We start from the raw sequence: 18,306 nt of genomic DNA, 5'->3' as shown, positions 1-18,306 counted from the left end.
GGACGCCGGCCGCTGCGGGCGGACACCCCCCACCCCGTCCCCTTCCCGCCGTACGCGACTGACGGCTCACGGGGGCGCGCGGTTCGGCGAACGGTTCGTCGCGGCGGACGAGGTGACGAACGGCCCGTCGTGGCGCCGGTGACTGCGCCTACCCAGGGGCGCGGGGAACTGCGCGACAAGCAACGACGGACCCGCACCCGCCCCACCACCGAACCCGGCACCCCCTAGGCGCCCCGCCCAACCGCCGGAGGCCCCGTCACTCGCGTGGACCCCCCAACCGCCCCCTCCCCCCGCGCCCCGGCCAGGATGCCGTCATGGGTATACGCATGCTTCACCGCCGGGCGGCCCCCGGACGGGCGCAGGCACAGGCGCACGCCGAGCAGGCCCCGTCCGTACGCCCCCCGGTTTCGGCCCACGCGGCCGCCGCAAGCACCGCCCGCATCCCCTTCGACCTGGCGACCTTCCTGCACCGGGCGCGTGCAAGGGCTCGCCTCGGTCCCCTGCGCCACGCCGCCGCAGAGCTACGGCACCGCGTCACCCGCCGCGACCGGGACGCCGTGGCAGAGGAGCCCTCCGGCCCTCGGCTGTGGGCCGAGCTGGCGCTCGGTTATCTCGCTCTCGCCCTCACCCTGCTGCCCCGGTCCCGTCCGATGCCCACCATGACGGTGTTCATCGCGCCCGCGGCCGTGGACGCCGTCAGCGAGCGAGCGGGAGACCGGCCTCCTCCCGGCCGGCGCCGGACACCGGGGCCGGACGCCACAGCCTGACGCCCGCGGCGTACAGCAGCACCCCGAGCACCAGCCCGGCGCCCGCGCCGAAGCACAGGGTCGGGATCAGTTCCCAGGGCTTTGCGGTGGAGCCCCAGTACGCCCACCACCGCGAGGCCCGCTGCAGCGCGGCCACCGTCATGCACCCGCCGATCACGGCCAGGGCCCACCATCGGTCCCGCACCGACAGCGCGGGGACACCGAGCGGCCCGGCCGCCGCGGGCGCGCGGCGCAGGGCGTACCCGCAGAACACGGCGAGCACCACCGCGGCCAGCGCCGAACCGCCGTACTGGAGGTACCAGTACAGAGGGGACCCGGCCAGCTCCCGGCCCAGGACGGGGAACAGCCGCACCCCCCACCGGTCGTGATGGGTGAACGCGTCCCACACGACATGGGTCAGCGCTCCGACCACGGCGGAGGCGTACCAGCGCACGGCCAGTGCCGTACGCACGCGTGCGCGTGGCGCCCCGCAGCGCAGCAGCGCCGCCACCCTGCCCTGTCGGTTTCGCGGCAGCAGGGCCACCAGCGGCTCTCGCAGCAGCAGCCACAGCCCCACCAGCGCCCAGGCGACGAGCACGTCGATCGTGAGGACGCCCGGGAAGGAGTGGGTGACGGTGCCGAACTCCATCGCCCCGGACACGACACTTGCCGCGTAGTAGGTCATGTCGGGCGAGAAGGATCCGGCCACGAGCACGGCCGGAACCAGTCGGCCCCGGCCCGTTCCGTCGGTGCGCACCGCGGGCAGTACCGCCGCCGCGTGGCTCAGGGTGAACGGCAACGGGGCTCCTCGCGGCGGGTGTTGGCCGGGCGGCGGCCCGGGTGATCGGTCCCCTCCAGTATGGGCGACGCGAACCCGCACCGATCGAACATGGCCAACCGGTGAATATCGGGCACGAACCGGTGTCCGAGGAAAGGAAGTTGTCGTAGGGTCACACGGGTCACCGCGCTGGGGAGCTCGGTCGAACGTGCGAATCAGGAATTGCCGCGCGTCACAGGGGCAACCTCCAGGACGGTTCGACCGTCACAACTGGACGAGAGCGACAGACGGAGAAGGGCGCTCGGGCGTCCACAGGAGGGGTTCACTTTATGGCGGCGCAATTCGGCAGGAGGCTGCGCAAGGGAGCGGTGACCACCGCCGTGGCCGCGGCCGCGGTCGCGGCACTGTCCGCCTCCCAGGCTCCGGGAGCCACCGTCGACGACCACGGCAGATCCACCGCCGCCGACGCCCAGCCCTCTCCCGACGAGGCCACCGGTGACGGCGCGACCGGCAACTCGCCGTACTACACGGACCTGCCGCCGCTGAACACCCCGAGCCCCGCGCCGACCGACGGCACCTCCACCACCTCTCCGGTCGAGTCCACGGCGGGCATACCCGCGACCGTGCTCGACGCCTACAAGAAGGCGGCGGCCGAACTCCAGGAGTCCAAGCCCGGCTGCAACCTGCCCTGGCAGCTCCTCGCCGCCATCGGCCAGGTCGAGTCGGGCCAGGCCCGCGGCGGCCGGGTCGACGCGGACGGCACCACCACCTCCAAGATCCTCGGTCCCCAGCTCGACGGCAACGGCTTCGCGCTCATCAAGGACACCGACAACGGTGCCTACGACGGCGACACCGCCTACGACTCGGCCGTCGGTCCCATGCAGTTCATCCCGTCCACCTGGGCGTGGGCCGGCCGCGACGGCAACGGCGACGGGGTGAAGGACCCGAACAACATCTACGACGCCGCTCTCGCCACCGGTCACTACCTGTGCCGCTACAGCTGGGACCTGTCGGACAGCGCCGACCTGGACCGGGCGATCCTCAGCTACAACCCCTCGCGGCACTACGTGAACACGGTCCTTTCGTGGCTGGAGTACTTCCGCAAGGGCACCCACGAGATCCCCGACGGCACCGGCACCCTCCCGGGCAACCGCAGCGACGGCGGCAGCGGCTCGACCACCTCGCCGTCCTCGCCCTCGACTCCGAGCGCGCCGCACACGCCGAGGCCGACCACGCCCGGCTCGCCGAGCACGACCCCGCCGTCGACCACTCCGCCCCCGTCGGGGACCCCGACCACTCCGCCCTCGACTCCGGTCACCCCCACCCAGTCGGTGGACCACCTGGAGGACTCGGGCACCGCGAAGCTGACCGCCATGGCGGGCGACGCGTTCTCCGAGAAGATCAGCACCAAGGCGGAGAACGCGGCCGGCAAGGGCGTCGCCAAGGTCCGGATCCGCTACACGATCGTCGGCGACACCGACGCCACCTTCGCCGGCGGCGAGAAGGTCGCCACCGCCCTCACCAACGCCTCCGGCGTGGCCACCGCGCCCGCGCTCCAGGCCGGCGAGACCACCGGCAGCTTCGCGGTCAGGGCGACGCTCATCGGCCGTACGGTCACCGGCCCGATCTACTCGGCCACCGTGACCCAGCGCGTCGCCGACGCCCTCGTCCGCACCGGCGACACCGCGCTGACCTGCACTCCGGGCGGCCAGTTCACCGACGCCGTCCAGGTCAAGGCCACCTACAAGGACGCCGTCGCGGACAAGGTCGCCGCCACCGCGACCCTGATCAAGTCGGCCGACGACGCCACCGCGAACGACAAGGGCCCCTACTTCAAGGACGCCGACGGCAAGACCGTCCGCACCCTGACGGGTCTGACGACGGACGCGGACGGCCTGCTGAAGCTGCCGCAGCTCTACGCCGACGACACCACCGGCACCTATCTGCTCCGCATCACCACCGCGGGCGGCGCGACACTCGACGTGACGCTGACCGTGGCGGCCGCCACGGACACCTCCACGGACGCCCCGGCGAGCCCCTCGCCGAGCCCCAGCGCGTCGTAAGCACCGGACCCATCTCGAAGGGCGTCCTTTCCGCCACGGCGGACAGGGCGCCCTTCGTGCGTGCGCGAGCTGTTCTCATCTCGCCCGCCCGTTGCTACCGTGCCGGGACCTGACGATGTATCAGTTCCCGTGCGCCGGGAGGTGGACATGCGCGCCCTCATCGCCGCCGCGACCGGCCTCGCCCTCGCGTTCGCACTGGTCCTCACCATCACCGCACTCGGCACGCCGACCGGCAAGACGTCCCCGAAGCCGCTGCTGACCACGGTGCCCGCACACCCGTGACCCCCGGGAGGCCGAGATGCGCCGCAAGACCAGCCTGGTCCTGCTCGCCCTCGCCGTGTTCTTCGCGGCGCTGTCCCCGCTGCTGCGCTGGTACGCCTTCCCGCGCCTCGCCAAGATCCCCGCGAACCAGTACCAGGACATGGTCCTGGAGGCCAGGGACGCCACCCTCATCGACTACGGCTCGATGACCGCGAAGAAGGTCTCCAAGATCACCATCGTGCAGACCCTCAAGGGCAACGTGGAGGCCTCGGAGAAGATCGAGAAGACGGCAGGGAAGGACGTCGTCGTCTGGGACGGACTGTCCTACGTCGTCGGGCCCGACGGGAAGATGGTCTCCAAGATCCCCGAGCGCTACATCTTCGACGCCCACAGCCAGGACCCCGTCCACGCCACCGGCGAGATGGTCGACGGCGACCCCGTCAGGCGCGAGGGCATCGAGTTCAAGTGGCCCTTCCTCACCGAGAAACGGGACTACGAGTACTTCGACGCCCAGGCCCGCACCTCGGCCCCCATCCACTACAAGGGCACCCAGGACTTCCGCGGCCTCGACGTCTACTACTTCGAGCAGACCATCCCCTGGACCAAGGTGCCCTTCCCCAAGACCATGCCGGTCCAGGGCATCACCCCCGAGTCCATCGCCAGGACCGGCACCACCCGCTGGTACACCACCGTCCGCAAGTTCTGGGTCGAGCCCGTCACCGGCGCCCCCGTCTACGGCGAGGAACTCCACAAGGAGGAACTGCGCGGCGGCACCCTGCTCGGAGACCGCGACAAGGTGACGGTCTTCGCCGGCGACGTCAAGATGCGCGAGGACTACATCAGGCACACCGTCGACCTGGTCAAGTCGAACCGCACCCTCGTCCTCCTCATGACCTCCTACCTGCCGTGGGGCTTCCTGGCACTCGGCGTCCTGCTGCTGGCGCTCGCGCTGCTGCTCGAAGCCCGCGGTCGCCGCCCGGTACCCGCGAAGGTCGACGAACCCGAACCGGTCACCGCCTGAGCCGCGCGCTGGTGTGCCGCGTCGGCTCGGCACCCGCCGGATCCTCCGGCCACGGATGCTTCGGATACCGGCCGCGCAGCTCCGCCCGCACGCCCTTGTAGCCGTCCTTCCAGAAGGAGGCGAGGTCGGCGGTGACCGCGGCGGGGCGCCCGGCGGGGGACAGGAGATGCACCAGGAGGGGCACACCGGCGATCCGCGGCGACTCCTGCAACCCGAACATCTCCTGCAGCTTCACCGCGAGGACGGGCTGTTCGGGGGTGCCGTAGTCGATCCGGATCCTGGACCCGCTCGGCACGGCGATCCGCTCGGGCGCCAGCTCGTCGAGCCGCGTGGCCTCGCCGGACGCCCAGGGCAGCAGCCGGTGCAGCGCCTGTCCGGCGTCGATGCGCGCCAAGTCGGCCCGGCGCCGGGCCCGGCTCAGCTCGGGCTCCAGCCACTCGTCCACGCGCGCGTGGAGCGCGTCCTCGCAGACGTTGGGCCACGGGTCGCCGAGGTGGTGGCGCAGGAACGCCAGCCGCTGCCGCAGGACCAGCGCGTCGGGCGTCCACCGCAGCAGCCCCAGCCCTTCCTGGCGGAGCCCTTCGACAAGCGCCTCGCGTACGAGGAGGGGGTCGGCGTCCCTCAGGGGCCGTGCCGTGAGCTCGATCGCCCCGAGCCGCTCCACCCGCCGCGCCACGACGTCCCCGTCGGCCCAGTGGACCTCCTGGCGCTCGGAGTGCAGCGAGGCCGCCGCCGACCTGGCCGTGTCCTCGTCGAGCACGGCGGCGAGCTGCACGCGTGCGTGCCCCCTGCCGACAGGACGGTCCGCGACGGCCACGGCGATCCAGGGGGCGTCGCGCAGCGGGGAGCCCTCGGACACCTCGGCGCGGGTGCCGGACGCCATGAGGAAGGAGCCGCCGTCCTTCCGCGCCACGCGCTCGGGGAAGGCGAGGGCGGCCACGAGCCCGGCGACGCCGTCCTCGCCGGTGTCCGCCGCACGGTGGCCACCCGGAGCGGACCCGGGCGCGGACTCCGTCACGACGCCCCGCAGCCGCCGCACCTCCGCCCGCCACCGCGCCGCGTAGGCGTCACCCCCGCGCCGGGCCGCCCGCAACGCGCCCGCGAGGTCGTCCCCGTACTCCCGCGGCGCCTCCTCGCTCAGCAGCGCGGTCACCTCGGCGGCGCGCCCGGCTCCGACCGACCCGGCCGCGTCCAGCAGGGCCCGCCCCAACCGCGGATGCAGCCCCAGCCGCGCCAGCCGGACACCCCGCTGCGTGGCACGCCCCGCCGGGTCCACCGCGTCCACCGCCGTGAGCGCGGACCGCGCGGCCGCCATCGCCCCGACCGGCGGCGGATCCAGCAGGGCGAGGCCGGACGCGTCCGGATCGCCCCAGCAGGCCACCTGGAGCGCGAAGGCCGTCAGGTCGGCCACCTTGATCTCGGGCGCCGGGAAACGCGGCAGCCGGGCGTCCTCGGCCTCCGTCCAGCACCGGTACACCGCGCCCGGCGCCTCCCGCCCGGCCCGGCCCGCCCGCTGCCGGCCGGCGGCCTGCGAGGCCCGCACGGTCGCCAGCGCGCTCAACCCGCGCGCGTGGTCGACGCGCGGCTCCCGCGCCAGCCCCGAGTCGACGACCACGCGCACCCCCGGCACGGTCAGCGACGACTCGGCCACGGAGGTCGCGAGCACCACCCGGCGCCGCTCGCCGACCGCCAGCACCGCGTCCTGCACGGCCGCCGGCGCCCGCCCGTGCACCTGGAGCACCTCCACGTCACCGAGACCGCCCAGCTGCCCGGCCACCCGCGCGATCTCGCCCACGCCCGGCAGGAAGCACAGCACGTCCCCCGACCGCTCGGTCAGCGCCCGCCGTACCACCGACGCCACGTGCGTGAGCAGCGCGGGATCGACCCGCATGCCGTGCGGCGGCCGTACGGGACGCGCGGGCGGCGCCCACACGACCTCCACCGGGTGCGAGACGCCCTCCGCCTCGACCACGGGCGCGTCGCCCAGCAGCCGCGCCCACCCCTGCGCGTCGGTCGTCGCGGACGCGGCCACCAGCCGCAGCTCCGGACGCAGGGCCTGCCGTACGTCCCACAGGAAGGCCGCCGTCGTGTCGGCGTCCAGATGACGCTCGTGGCACTCGTCGAGGACCACCACGTCGACGCCCGCCAGTTCCTGGTCGCGCTGGAGCCGCTGGAGCAGCACCCCCGTCGTGACGACCTCCACGCGCGTGTGCGCTCCGGCCACCCGCTCGCCGCGCACGGTGTACCCGACGCTCGCGCCGACCTGCTCGCCCAGCAGCCACGCCATCCGCCGGGCGGCCGCGCGGGCGGCGATCCGGCGGGGCTCGGCGACGACGACCCTCCGCGCGGGTGCGCCGGAGTCCAGCAGGCCCGCGAGGACCAGCGGCACGAGGGTGGTCTTGCCGGTGCCGGGCGGCGCCACGAGGACCGCCGTGCCGTGCTCCTCCAGGGCGTCGCCCAGCGCGGGCAGGGCACTGCGGACGGGCAGCGCGTCGAGGGCGTCGTAACGGATCACGCCCCTAGTGTCGTACGGCCGCCCGGACGCCCTCGCGCGTCAGTCCCGTTCGCACACGAAGATCGCGGTGCCCGGGATCAGGTTGCCGCGCAGCGGGGACCAGCCGCCCCACTCCGAGGTGTTCCACACCGGCCACTCGGGCTCCACCAGGTCGACCAGACGGAAGCCGCCGGCGACCACGTCACGCACCCGGTCGCCGATCGTGCGGTGGTGCTCCACGTAGACCGCGCGGCCCTGTTCGTCCTGTTCGACGTAGGGAGTGCGGTCGAAGTAGGAGGCGGAGACCGACAGGCCCTCGGGGCCGGGCTCGTCCGGGAAGGCCCAGCGGATGGGGTGCGTCACCGAGAAGACGAAGCGGCCGCCCGGGCGCAGGACCCGGCGCACCTCCTTGAGGACCAGCACGGGGTCGGCGACGAACGGCAGGGCGCCGTACGCCGAGCACGCCAGGTCGAAGGAGCCGTCCGCGAAGGGCAGCGCGCCGGCGTCGGCGCACACCAGGGGGAAGGACGTACCGATGCGCAGCGCGTGCTGGAGCTGGCGGTGGGAGATGTCGAGGGCGACCGGGCGGGCACCCTGGGCGGCCAGCCAGCGCGCGCACTGGGCGGCGCCGGCGCCGATCTCCAGGACGTCCTTGCCCTTGAGGTCCTCGGGCGGGCCCAGCAGCTCGGCCTCCACCTCGTCGAGGCCCTCGGGGCCCCACACGAAGCGGTCGTCGCCGAGGAAGGTGCCGTGCTCGATCTGGTACTCGTCCGCGTTGCGGTCCCACCAGCCCCGGTTGGCCCGGGCGCTCTCGGTGACGTCCGCGTCACGCCGGGTGGCCTGCGACTCCGCGTCCGGGCCGGACTCCTGCGGGTGTGATGCGGGCTCTTGGATGATCGGCTCCCTCGTATTAGTCTGCGGGCTCTTCCGTCCGACCCGTCCCGGCCGTCATAAATGGGGCGCGGTCACGCGCGCGTGGCCTCGTGGGACAGGTTTTGTGCCGGGTATGCGGCGATCCGCCCCGGGTGTGCGCCTTCGCGCATTGACCCTGTCCGGCTGCCCCCGTATGCTACAAGTTGCGCTGCGGGCCTGCGCACCTCAGACGTAGCAGGCTGCGCTCGCATCTGTTGTATGTCCCCTCGGTTGTCGAGGCGCCACCAGTGGTTTTGAGTGGCGCTTCCTTGGCTGTCCGGCTTCTGCAGAGCGAAACGGGCTCCCGGCGTAAGCAGTACCTACGACTTCAATGTCCGTACCGGAGCCCTTTCCCACATGACGAGCAGCACCGAGACCACCGCAACCACCCCGCAGGTAGCGGTCAACGACATCGGTAACGAGGAAGCCTTCCTCGCCGCGATCGACGAGACGATCAAGTACTTCAACGACGGCGACATCGTCGACGGCGTCATCGTGAAGGTCGACCGGGACGAGGTCCTGCTCGACATCGGTTACAAGACCGAAGGCGTTATCCCGAGCCGCGAGCTCTCGATCAAGCACGACGTCGACCCCAACGAGGTCGTCGCCGTCGGTGACGAGATCGAGGCCCTCGTCCTCCAGAAGGAGGACAAGGAAGGCCGCCTGATCCTCTCGAAGAAGCGCGCCCAGTACGAGCGTGCCTGGGGCACCATCGAGAAGATCAAGGAAGAGGACGGGATCGTCACCGGTACCGTCATCGAGGTCGTCAAGGGTGGTCTCATCCTCGACATCGGCCTCCGTGGCTTCCTCCCGGCCTCCCTGGTCGAGATGCGCCGCGTTCGCGACCTCCAGCCCTACGTGGGCAAGGAGCTCGAGGCCAAGATCATCGAGCTGGACAAGAACCGCAACAACGTGGTCCTGTCCCGCCGTGCCTGGCTGGAGCAGACCCAGTCCGAGGTCCGCCAGACGTTCCTCACGACCCTCCAGAAGGGTCAGGTCCGCTCCGGTGTGGTCTCCTCGATCGTCAACTTCGGTGCCTTCGTGGACCTGGGTGGCGTCGACGGTCTGGTCCACGTCTCCGAGCTCTCCTGGAAGCACATCGACCACCCCTCCGAGGTTGTCGAGGTCGGCCAGGAAGTCACCGTCGAGGTCCTCGACGTCGACATGGACCGCGAGCGTGTCTCCCTGTCGCTGAAGGCGACCCAGGAAGACCCGTGGCAGCAGTTCGCCCGCACCCACCAGATCGGCCAGGTCGTGCCCGGCAAGGTCACGAAGCTGGTTCCGTTCGGTGCGTTCGTCCGCGTGGACGAGGGCATCGAGGGTCTGGTCCACATCTCCGAGCTGGCCGAGCGCCACGTGGAGATCCCGGAGCAGGTCGTCCAGGTCAACGACGAGATCTTCGTCAAGGTCATCGACATCGACCTCGAGCGCCGTCGCATCAGCCTCTCGCTGAAGCAGGCCAACGAGGCCTTCGGTTCGGACCCGGCGACGGTCGAGTTCGACCCGACCCTGTACGGCATGGCCGCGTCGTACGACGACCAGGGCAACTACATCTACCCCGAGGGCTTCGACCCCGAGACCAACGACTGGCTCGAGGGCTACGAGACCCAGCGCGAGGCGTGGGAGCACCAGTACGCCGAGGCGCAGACCCGCTTCGAGCAGCACCAGCAGCAGGTCATCAAGTCCCGCGAGGCCGACGCCGCTGCTGCGGCCGAGGGCGGGGACGCGGCCGGTGCGGCTCCGGCCGCGGGCGGCGGTGGCGGTTCGTACTCCTCCGAGGGCGCGGACACCTCCGGTGCGCTGGCCTCGGACGAGGCGCTCGCCGCGCTCCGCGAGAAGCTGGCCGGCGGCCAGAGCTGAACGCTCACTGAGCTGTAGCTCCTGACTGAGGGGCCGTACCTTTCGGGGTGCGGTCCCTCAGTGTTTCGTCCGCGAGTCGATGGGGCCGGTCGCGCGGTTCCCCGCGCCCCTGAGGAGTTTCCGGGGCCCGAGTGGGAATGCCGCTGTTCCAGGGCGTGTTGTGCAGTACGAACACGAGGAGGAGCGGTCACTGTGCTTGATCCGCAGGGTTTGTACGCATGGGAGCCCAAGGGCCTGGCCGTCGTCGACATGGCGCTCGCCCAGGAGTCGGCCGGCCTGGTCATGCTCTACCACTTCGACGGATACATCGACGCGGGCGAGACCGGCGACCAGATCGTCGACCGGCTGCTCGACTCGCTGCCGAACCAGGTCGTGGCCCGTTTCGACCACGACCGGCTCGTGGACTACCGCGCCCGCCGTCCGCTGCTCACCTTCAAGCGCGACCGCTGGACGGAGTACGAGGAGCCCACGATCGAAGTGCGGCTCGTCCAGGACGCCACCGGAGCGCCCTTCCTGCTGCTGTCGGGCCCGGAGCCGGACGTGGAGTGGGAGCGCTTCGCCGCGGCCGTCCAGCAGATCGTGGAGCGGCTCGGCGTCCGGCTGTCGGTGAACTTCCACGGCATCCCCATGGGCGTCCCGCACACCCGCCCCGTGGGCCTGACCCCGCACGGCAACCGGCACGACCTCGTCCCCGGCCACCGCAGCCCCTTCGAGGAGGCCCAGGTGCCCGGCAGCGCCGAGGCCCTGGTCGAGTACCGGCTCATGGAGGCCGGCCACGACGTCCTGGGCGTCGCGGCGCACGTCCCGCACTACATCGCGCGCTCGCCCTACCCGGACGCGGCCCTGACCGTCCTGGAGGCCATCACGGCCGGCACCGGCCTGGTCCTGCCCGGCGTCGCCCACGCCCTGCGCACCGACGCCCACCGCACCCAGACCGAGATCGACCGCCAGATCCAGGAGGGCGACGAGGACCTCGTGGCCCTCGTCCAGGGCCTGGAACACCAGTACGACGCGGCGGCCGGCGCGGAGACCAGGGGCAACATGCTCGCCGAGCCCGTGGACATTCCGTCGGCGGACGAGATCGGGATGGAGTTCGAGCGCTTCCTGGCGGAACGGGAAGGCGACAACTGACGCGCCGGGAGCGTCTAGGCTTCCGGACATGCTGAAGGTGGGCCTGACCGGCGGTATCGGCGCCGGCAAGAGTGAGGTGTCGAGGCTCCTCGTGGAGCACGGCGCCGTCCTGATCGACGCGGACCGCATCGCGCGCGAGGTCGTCGCGCCGGGCACACCGGGCCTCGCCGCGGTCGTGGAGGCCTTCGGCGAGGACGTGCTCGCCGAGGACGGCGGCCTGGACCGGCCCAGACTCGGCTCCATCGTCTTCGCCGACCCGGAGCGGCTCGCAGCGCTGAACGCGATCGTGCATCCCCTGGTGGGCGCCCGCTCCCGGGAGCTGGAGTCGGCCGCCGCCGAGGACGCCGTCGTCGTCCACGACGTCCCGCTCCTCGCGGAGAACGGCCTCGCGCCGCTCTACGACCTGGTCGTGGTCGTCGACGCGAGCCCCGAGACCCAGCTCGACCGGCTCGTCCGGCTGCGCGGCATGACCGAACAGGACGCACGCGCGCGTATGGCCGCCCAGGCGACGCGCGAGAAGCGCCTGGACATCGCGGACGTCGTGATCGACAACGACGTACCCCTCGACGAGCTGCACCGACGCGTACGGGAGGTGTGGGACGTGCTCGTGCGCCGGGCGCGTGCCTCCGGGACGTCCGAGGAATAGCGTCCCCCCGTCCGGGCGTTGAACCCTTCCAGTGAGGGAAGGACTTTGCCGTGCCCGAGACCAGCGGATCGACCGGACGTACTCCGGAGACGCATGTCATCGACTACCGCGCGGCCGAGCAGTTGCTCTCCGCGCGGGACCCGCGAGGCGCGGTGAAGCTGCTCGACTCCGTCATCGCCGCCCACCCGGAGAACACCGCGGCCCGGCTGCTGCGCGCGCGGGCCTTCTTCGCCGCCGCACAGCTGCGGCCGGCCGAGCTGGAGTTCACCATCGTCCTGGAGCGCGAACCGGACAACGCCTTCGCCCACTTCGCGCTCGCCCGCACCTACGAGCGGCAAGGACGTCCCGACCAGGCCAGGCGGCACTTCCGGCTGGCGGCCGCGCTGGACCCGAACCCCGAGTTCCTGAAGGCGGCGCGGTTCGACTCCTGAGCGCACGGCTCGCAGGGGCGGCTACCTCGGACGGTTCTCCGGCGGGCGGTACGGCGGGATGTCGGGGCCCGGCTGGTAGTGCGGGCCCTGCCGGATGTGCCGGAGGATGACCGTCGTGTCGACGGTGATCACCAGCCAGAGCACTCCGCAGGCGATCGCCCAGCCGGGGCGGCCCGCCAGCGCGAACGCGGCCGTGCCGAAGGTCGCCCAGACAAGCCCCCAGACGCTCAGCCAGAACCGCGCCCGCAGTGCACTGCGCGCTGTCGTCGGCTCACTGCCCGTACGCATCGGGATCACCACTCCTCCCCAGCAACGTACTCTTCGAAGCGGACGTCGACCAACGGGCCGAAGAGGGGGGACCACGTGCTTCCGGACGCCGACGAGCTGGCCGAGGTGCTGGTGGAACTCGCCGTACCGCACGAGGACGTGGGAGAACTCGTGCGGATGGGCCGACGGGTCATGGACGATCCGGAACTGCGGCGGTTCCTGGAGCACTCCGTCGACGAACTCGTCCGGGACATCGGCAGGGCCGACGACCCGGTCGTCCTGCCCGAACTCGACTGGCCGGCCGGCGCCCTGCAACGCTGCTTCCCCGCCTACGTCTTCGTGGCCGCGCTGCCCCACACGCGCGCGTACCACCGTGCACGCGGCATCCCGGAGGAGGTGTCCCGGCGCACCCTCGCCGACCTCGGGCGGAACATGGCCGTGCACCGCAGGCGCTACGGCAGGGCGGGCGTGCAGTCGCCGCGCTGGCTGACCCGGCACTCGCGGGGCGAGCTGTACCAGCTGGGCCGGCTCCAGTTCGAGCGGACGCGGTACGGGCGCTGGAACAGCCGGACACTGACCGCGGCCGGACTCGACCTCGCTCCCGGCACGCCCTGTCTGAGCCTGCACATCCCCGACTTCCTCGGACCGCTGTCACCGCGGGCCTGCGAGCGCTCGCTGGCCCTGGCCGCGGAGTTCTTCGCGCGGCACTTCCCCGAGGAGCCGTATCGCGCCGCGCTGTGTCATTCCTGGCTGCTCGACCCGCAGCTGAAGCAGTACCTGCCCGCGGACTCCAACATCGTGCGCTTCCAGGAGCGCTTCCGGATCGCCCCCCAGGACGTCGAGCCGGAGGACACCGAGCCGGTGCAGTTCGTGTTCGGGGACCCGCAGCTGTCGGTGGAGAGCCTGCCGCGGCGGACGGCGCTGGAACGGGCCGTCGGCGACCACCTGAGGTCCGGCGGGCACTGGTACATCGGGCACGGCTGGTTCCCCCTGTGACACGGCTGGTTTCCCCTGTCACTCGGACGGGTGAACCTGTGCGACGGGGGAACGGCCGTGCGGACACGGGCCGTTGGACGGGCATGGAGCTGAAGAGGCGAGCGGGACATCGGGGGACGGGACCCGGGGCGATCACCCCGGACGGATGCGCGGTGGAGCTCTACTCGCGGCTGCCCGTGGGGGCGGAGCCCGACATCATCGCCGCCGCGGTGCCGGCGGGCGCGCGCATCCTGGAGCTGGGCAGTGGCGTGGGGCGCATGACCGGTCCGCTGGTGGAGCGGGGGTTCACGGTCACCGCCGTGGACGAGTCCGCCGAGATGCTGGAGCGCGTGCGGGGGGCGCGCACGATATGCGGTCCGATCGAGGACCTCGACCTGGGCGAGAGGTTCGACGTGGTGCTGCTCGCGTCGTTCCTCGTGCACAACGCCGACCTGGAGGTGCGGCGCGGGATGCTGCGCGCCTGTGCCCGGCATGTGGCGGCGGGCGGCTGCGTGCTGATCCAGCGGGAGGGCGAGGACTACCACACGGATCTGCCGCGCGAGCGCGTCGATCCCAGTGGCTTCACCGTGCGGATCGTCTCCTCGGAGCCGGTGGCGCAGGGCGTCAACTCGGTGCACGCGGAGTACGAGTTCCCGGACGCCACCTGGACCCAGACCTTCCGGGTCCGTCCCCTGACGCGGGAGCGGTTCGAGGAGGCGCTCGGGGAGGCGGGGTTGAGAGCGGACCGGTATCTGACGGAGGACCGGACATGGGTGCGGGCGGTGCCGGTGGTGGTGACGGAGTGAGCTGAGGAGGCCCGGCGTCCGGCGGGAAAAAGGGCGTGCGGCGGCGATGAGTTCGGGTGCGGGTGCGGGTCTACCTCTGCGACAGCAGCACGGACCGCTTACCGCAGGAGACCCCGATGTCCGAGACCACCGCCCCCGTCACCCACGCCGCCGCTTCTGCCACCGCCCCCGTCGTCGCCGAGTCCTCGACGGCCCGTGGCCGCCGCGCCCGGATCGCCCTGCGCACCCTGCAGGTCGTGCTCGCTCTCTTCTACGTGATCGCCAGCGCGCTCCCCAAGCTGATCGCGCACCCCTCGGCCGCCGAGGGCTTCGACAGGATGGGCTGGGGCAGCGCCGGGATGTACACCATCGGTGTGCTCGAACTGGCCGGTGGGATCGCCCTGTTGATCCCGGTCCTGCAGTCGGTGGCGGCCGTGGCGCTGAGCGGGCTGATGGTGGGCGCCTTCGTCGTGCAGCTCACCTGCTTCGACGGGGAGAACGCGGCGACCCCGCTCATCCTGATCATCCCGCTCGCCCTGATCGCCTGGGCCCGGCGACGGCACAACGCGGACCTGCTGCGGCTGGTGCGACGACGGGCATGAGACAGCCCGCCCGGTCATCGCGCCGAGGCCGGTGCCCCGCCCTCGCGGGAGGTCACCGGCCTCAGCGTGATGACCGACGGGTTCCCGGACGGGGTGCCTGCTGCCGGTCCCTGTCCGGACGACGTGTCCTGCCCGAGCCCCCTGTCGGGTTCGCGTCGCCCGCGCCGTCAGGAGAGCCGGATCCGCGCGCGTCGCTCGGATCGCCCGCGTCGCTCGGGTCGCCCGCGCCGCCGGGACCGCTCGGCCCGGCGAAGCGGCCGCGGCGGCTGCCCTCCGCGAGGCCGCGCAGGCGTTCCAGCTCGCGGCGGTCGCGCTTGGTGGGGCGGCCGGCGCCGCGGTCACGGACACCGACGGGGGCGACGGCGGCACGGGGCGGCGGCGGGGGAGAGTTGTCGACGTAGCACTGGACGGCCACCGGCGCGCCGACCCGCTTGCGGATCAGACGCTTGACGATGACGATCCGCTCCCGGCCCTCCTGACGCACGCGCACCTCGTCGCCGACGCGCAGGGAATGGGCGGGCTTCACCCGCTCGCCGTTCACATGCACATGCCCGCCCCGGCAGGCGGCGGCTCCTGCGGAACGGGTCTTGACCAGGCGCACGGACCAGATCCAGCTGTCGGTGCGCACGGACTCGCCGGCCCCCGGCCCGGCGGCCTCGGCGGCGGCGACGGCGGCGGCGGTCTTCGGATCCGGCCCCTCGGGACTCGCGTCGGCCGTCGTGCCGGTCTGATCCGTCCCACCGGTCCGGTTGTCGTCCGCATGTTCCACAGCCATGGTTCCGACCTTAGTACCCGGGACCGCGCACCCCGGGCGGGTTTTCCGGGCGGTGCCCGCCGGCCCGGCCACCGCCGTCCTGGCGAGGTGCCCGTACCGTGGACCCGTGGACGCCTTGGCCGAACTGGACCGCCGTATCTCGGACTGTCGTGCCTGCCCGCGGTTGGTGGACTGGCGGGAGGAGGTCGCCCGCACCAAGCGGGCCGCGTTCGCCGACTGGACGTACTGGGGGCGGCCGGTGCCGGGCTTCGGGCCGGCGGACGCGCGGATGCTGATCGTCGGGCTGGCCCCGGCCGCGCACGGCGGGAACCGCACCGGGCGGATGTTCACCGGCGACCGTTCCGGGGACGTGCTGTACCAGGCGCTGTACGACATCGGTCTCGCCTCCCAGCCGACCGCCGTGACCGCGGACGACGGACTGGAGCTGTACGGCGTGCGGGTCACCTCACCCGTGCACTGCGCCCCGCCCGCCAACAAGCCCACCCCCGCGGAGCGCGACACCTGCCGGCCCTGGCTGGTCCAGGAGCTGCACCTGCTGCGGTCCACGCTCCGTACCGTCGTCGTGCTCGGCGCGTTCGGCTGGCAGGCCGCGCTGCCCGCCTTCGCGGAGGCCGGCTGGAGCGTGCCCCGGCCGCGGCCCGCCTTCGGGCACGGGGTGCGCGTCCCGCTCGACGGCCTCGAACTCTTCGGCTGCTTCCACGTCAGCCAGCGCAACACCTTCACCGGCAAGCTCACGCCCGGGATGCTGCGGGACGTACTGCGCACGGCGGCCGAGGCGGCGGGACTGCGGGACCGTACCGCCGAAATCGAGGCGACGAGGCCGCCGTACGACGGTTAGGGTCGCCGGATGCCCCTCTACCCGGAGATCGAGCCCTACGACCACGGCATGCTCGATGTCGGCGACGGCAACCGCGTGTACTGGGAGACCTGCGGGAATCCGGACGGCAAGCCGGCGGTGGTGCTGCACGGCGGGCCGGGGTCGGGGTGCACTCCGTGGGCGCGGCGGCTGTTCGATCCCGCGCTGTACCGGATCGTGCTGCTCGACCAGCGGGGCGCCGGGCGGTCGACCCCGCACGCGAGCGCGTACGGCACCGACATGAGCGTCAACACCATGCCGCATCTGATCGCGGACCTGGAGCTGCTGCGGCGGCACCTGGGGATCGGGCGGTGGCTGGTGTGGGGCATCTCGTTCGGGTCGGTGCTGGGGCTGCGGTACGCGCAGACGCATCCGGAGACCGTGACGGAGATCGTGCTGACGGGGGTCGCGACCGGGTCCGACGCCGAAGTCACCCTGCTCACACGGGGGTTGGGGAAGATCTTCCCCGAGGCCTTCGAACGGTTCGCCGGTGAGGTGCCGGTCGCCGAGCGGAACGGGAACCTCGCCGCCGCGTACCACCGGTTGCTGGAATCACCCGACGTGGAGGTCCGCGAGCGGGCGGCGCGGGCCTGGACGGACTGGGAGACGGCGACCATTCCCGCCCCGCCCGGGTCGGTCGAGCGCTTCGAGGACCCGGTGTTCCGCGCGGGCTTCGCCCGTACGGTCACCCACTACTGGGGCAACGGCCACTTCCTCGGCGAGGACGGCGTCGTCCTGCGTGACGCGCCCCGCTTGCGGGGCATTCCCGGCACCCTCGTCCAGGGCAGCCTCGACTTCGGCAACCTCCTCGGTACCGTCTGGCGGCTCCATCACGCCTGGCCCGGCAGCGAGTTGACGGTGATCGACGAAGCGGGGCACAGCCCCGGCACCCCCGGAACGGCCGAGGCGCTGGTACGGGCGACGGACAGGTACGCGCGCGCCCGGACCCGCTAGACCGGCTCGGCCGAGTCCCCGAACAACTGCCGTACCGTCGACGCGTAGTTGGTCCGTACGTGGGCCAGGGCGTGCGCGCGGGCGCGGTCCGGGTCGCCGGAGGCGATCGCCTCGTACAGGTCGCGGTGCTCGACGAGGAGTTGGGGCCATTCCTCGTTGCGCCGGGTCATCCAGCGCAGCCGTCCGGCGACCGGTTCCAGAGCCTCGACCAGCAGGCTGTTGCGGGCCATCGCCACGATGCTGTCGTGCAGACGGCTGTTGACGTCGGTGATGGTCTCCGCGTCGCCCGCCTCGGTCGCGGTCGCCGCGAGGTCCAGGAGCCGCTCCACCTCGGCGAGATCCTCCGGGGTCGCCCGGGCCGCGGCCAGACCGGCCGCGTAGACCTCCAACGCCTCGCGCAGCTCGAAGAGTTCCCTGACGTCGTTCGGGGTCAGCCGGCGTACGACCGTGCGGCGCGGGGTCTCGAAGTGGACGAAGCCCTCGGCGACCAGCGCGCGGATCGCCTCGCGTACCGGCACCCGGGAGACCCCGAAGCGGTCGGCGAGCTCCCGCTCGACCAGCCGGTCGCCCGGCCGCAGTCCGCCGGCGATGATCTCCTGCCGCAGGGTGGCCAGGACGCGCTCGCGGACGGCGCCGAGCGGCTCGATGTTCGTGGTGGAGCTCATGCAGCCATCTTCGCCGACGCCGGAGCTGTTTTACGAAGCGTTAACGGATGCGACATCGGTCGGAACTCTTGACGGCGGGACCAT

19 protein-coding genes are annotated in these 18,306 nt (G+C 72.5%); 13 read left to right on the top strand and 6 right to left on the bottom strand.

Going from position 1 to position 18,306, the window contains the following annotated elements:
- Positions 1-314: 314 nt before the first annotated feature.
- Positions 315-767 (top strand): hypothetical protein, encoded by a 453-nt coding sequence (locus tag M2163_RS16010; RefSeq protein WP_280894279.1) that lies wholly within the window; start codon positions 315-317, stop codon positions 765-767.
- Here M2163_RS16010 and M2163_RS16005 read toward each other — a convergent pair.
- A complete protein-coding gene (locus M2163_RS16005) occupies positions 697-1,545 on the bottom strand; it encodes a DUF4184 family protein (protein WP_280852105.1) in 849 nt (282 codons plus the stop codon). The genes M2163_RS16010 and M2163_RS16005 overlap by 71 nt on opposite strands.
- A gap of 308 nt (positions 1,546-1,853) precedes the next feature.
- Between M2163_RS16005 and M2163_RS16000 the strand changes: the two genes are divergently transcribed.
- From M2163_RS16000 to M2163_RS15990, 3 genes are all read left to right on the top strand, one after another.
- Positions 1,854-3,587 carry a lytic murein transglycosylase gene (locus tag M2163_RS16000; protein WP_280894278.1) on the top strand — a complete coding sequence of 578 codons (1,734 nt, stop codon included), beginning with the start codon at positions 1,854-1,856 and terminating at the stop codon, positions 3,585-3,587.
- Between the two features lie 147 nt (positions 3,588-3,734).
- Positions 3,735-3,869, top strand: a complete 135-nt coding sequence (locus tag M2163_RS15995; RefSeq protein WP_107405601.1) for an SPW_0924 family protein — start codon at positions 3,735-3,737, stop codon at positions 3,867-3,869.
- Positions 3,870-3,885: 16 nt separating this feature from the next.
- Positions 3,886-4,869 (top strand): DUF3068 domain-containing protein, encoded by a 984-nt coding sequence (locus M2163_RS15990; RefSeq protein ID WP_280894277.1) that lies wholly within the window; start codon positions 3,886-3,888, stop codon positions 4,867-4,869.
- Here the strand turns inward: M2163_RS15990 and hrpB are convergent.
- Both hrpB and M2163_RS15980 read right to left on the bottom strand, forming a co-directional pair.
- Positions 4,859-7,384 (bottom strand): ATP-dependent helicase HrpB, encoded by a 2,526-nt coding sequence (gene hrpB / locus M2163_RS15985; RefSeq protein WP_280894276.1) that lies wholly within the window; start codon positions 7,382-7,384, stop codon positions 4,859-4,861. The two genes, M2163_RS15990 and hrpB, sit on opposite strands and share 11 nt — an antisense overlap.
- A 39-nt stretch (positions 7,385-7,423) precedes the next feature.
- On the bottom strand, positions 7,424-8,260 hold the full coding sequence (locus M2163_RS15980; protein ID WP_280897264.1) for a class I SAM-dependent methyltransferase: 837 nt from the start codon (positions 8,258-8,260) through the stop codon (positions 7,424-7,426).
- 372 nt (positions 8,261-8,632) lie between these two features.
- Here M2163_RS15980 and rpsA point away from each other — a divergent pair, with 372 nt between their 5' ends.
- The 4 genes from rpsA (at position 8,633) to M2163_RS15960 (ending at position 12,343) form a co-directional block, all read left to right on the top strand.
- Positions 8,633-10,135, top strand: a complete 1,503-nt coding sequence (gene rpsA, locus M2163_RS15975) for a 30S ribosomal protein S1 (RefSeq protein ID WP_053848553.1) — start codon at positions 8,633-8,635, stop codon at positions 10,133-10,135.
- Positions 10,136-10,327: 192 nt separating this feature from the next.
- On the top strand, positions 10,328-11,266 hold the full coding sequence (locus M2163_RS15970) for a PAC2 family protein (protein WP_280852109.1): 939 nt from the start codon (positions 10,328-10,330) through the stop codon (positions 11,264-11,266).
- Positions 11,267-11,294: 28 nt separating this feature from the next.
- The gene (gene coaE, locus M2163_RS15965; protein WP_280894275.1) at positions 11,295-11,912 is read left to right on the top strand and encodes a dephospho-CoA kinase; all 618 of its coding nucleotides are present in this window, start codon (positions 11,295-11,297) and stop codon (positions 11,910-11,912) included.
- Positions 11,913-11,962: 50 nt separating this feature from the next.
- The gene (locus M2163_RS15960) at positions 11,963-12,343 is read left to right on the top strand and encodes a tetratricopeptide repeat protein (protein WP_125194017.1); all 381 of its coding nucleotides are present in this window, start codon (positions 11,963-11,965) and stop codon (positions 12,341-12,343) included.
- A 21-nt stretch (positions 12,344-12,364) separates the two neighbouring features.
- Here the strand turns inward: M2163_RS15960 and M2163_RS15955 are convergent, their stop codons facing one another.
- A complete protein-coding gene (locus M2163_RS15955) occupies positions 12,365-12,631 on the bottom strand; it encodes a DUF6343 family protein (RefSeq protein ID WP_280852111.1) in 267 nt (88 codons plus the stop codon).
- A gap of 75 nt (positions 12,632-12,706) precedes the next feature.
- Between M2163_RS15955 and M2163_RS15950 the strand changes: the two genes are divergently transcribed.
- From M2163_RS15950 to M2163_RS15940, 3 genes are all read left to right on the top strand, one after another.
- Positions 12,707-13,606 (top strand): acyltransferase domain-containing protein, encoded by a 900-nt coding sequence (locus M2163_RS15950; protein WP_280894274.1) that lies wholly within the window; start codon positions 12,707-12,709, stop codon positions 13,604-13,606.
- Positions 13,607-13,689: 83 nt separating this feature from the next.
- Positions 13,690-14,391 carry a class I SAM-dependent methyltransferase gene (locus M2163_RS15945; RefSeq protein WP_280894273.1) on the top strand — a complete coding sequence of 234 codons (702 nt, stop codon included), beginning with the start codon at positions 13,690-13,692 and terminating at the stop codon, positions 14,389-14,391.
- A gap of 116 nt (positions 14,392-14,507) precedes the next feature.
- On the top strand, positions 14,508-14,972 hold the full coding sequence (locus M2163_RS15940) for a DoxX family protein (protein WP_280894272.1): 465 nt from the start codon (positions 14,508-14,510) through the stop codon (positions 14,970-14,972).
- 61 nt (positions 14,973-15,033) lie between these two features.
- Here M2163_RS15940 and M2163_RS15935 read toward each other — a convergent pair whose 3' ends face one another.
- Positions 15,034-15,747 carry an RNA-binding S4 domain-containing protein gene (locus tag M2163_RS15935; RefSeq protein ID WP_280894271.1) on the bottom strand — a complete coding sequence of 238 codons (714 nt, stop codon included), beginning with the start codon at positions 15,745-15,747 and terminating at the stop codon, positions 15,034-15,036.
- A gap of 106 nt (positions 15,748-15,853) precedes the next feature.
- On the opposite strand from M2163_RS15935, the gene M2163_RS15930 reads away from it, so the two are divergent.
- Positions 15,854-16,585, top strand: a complete 732-nt coding sequence (locus M2163_RS15930; protein WP_280894270.1) for a uracil-DNA glycosylase — start codon at positions 15,854-15,856, stop codon at positions 16,583-16,585.
- Positions 16,586-16,594: 9 nt separating this feature from the next.
- On the top strand, positions 16,595-17,557 hold the full coding sequence (pip, locus tag M2163_RS15925) for a prolyl aminopeptidase (protein ID WP_280894269.1): 963 nt from the start codon (positions 16,595-16,597) through the stop codon (positions 17,555-17,557).
- On the opposite strand, the gene M2163_RS15920 is transcribed toward pip, so the two are convergent.
- Positions 17,554-18,222: a GntR family transcriptional regulator gene (locus tag M2163_RS15920; protein ID WP_280852118.1), complete on the bottom strand. Its 669-nt coding sequence runs from the start codon at positions 18,220-18,222 to the stop codon at positions 17,554-17,556. The two genes, pip and M2163_RS15920, sit on opposite strands and share 4 nt — an antisense overlap.
- Positions 18,223-18,306 lie beyond the last annotated feature (84 nt).

The organism is Streptomyces sp. SAI-135, from assembly GCF_029893805.1.
In the GTDB taxonomy this organism is placed as follows: Bacteria; Actinomycetota; Actinomycetes; order Streptomycetales; family Streptomycetaceae; genus Streptomyces.
This window is presented reverse-complemented; position numbering and strand designations above follow the sequence as displayed.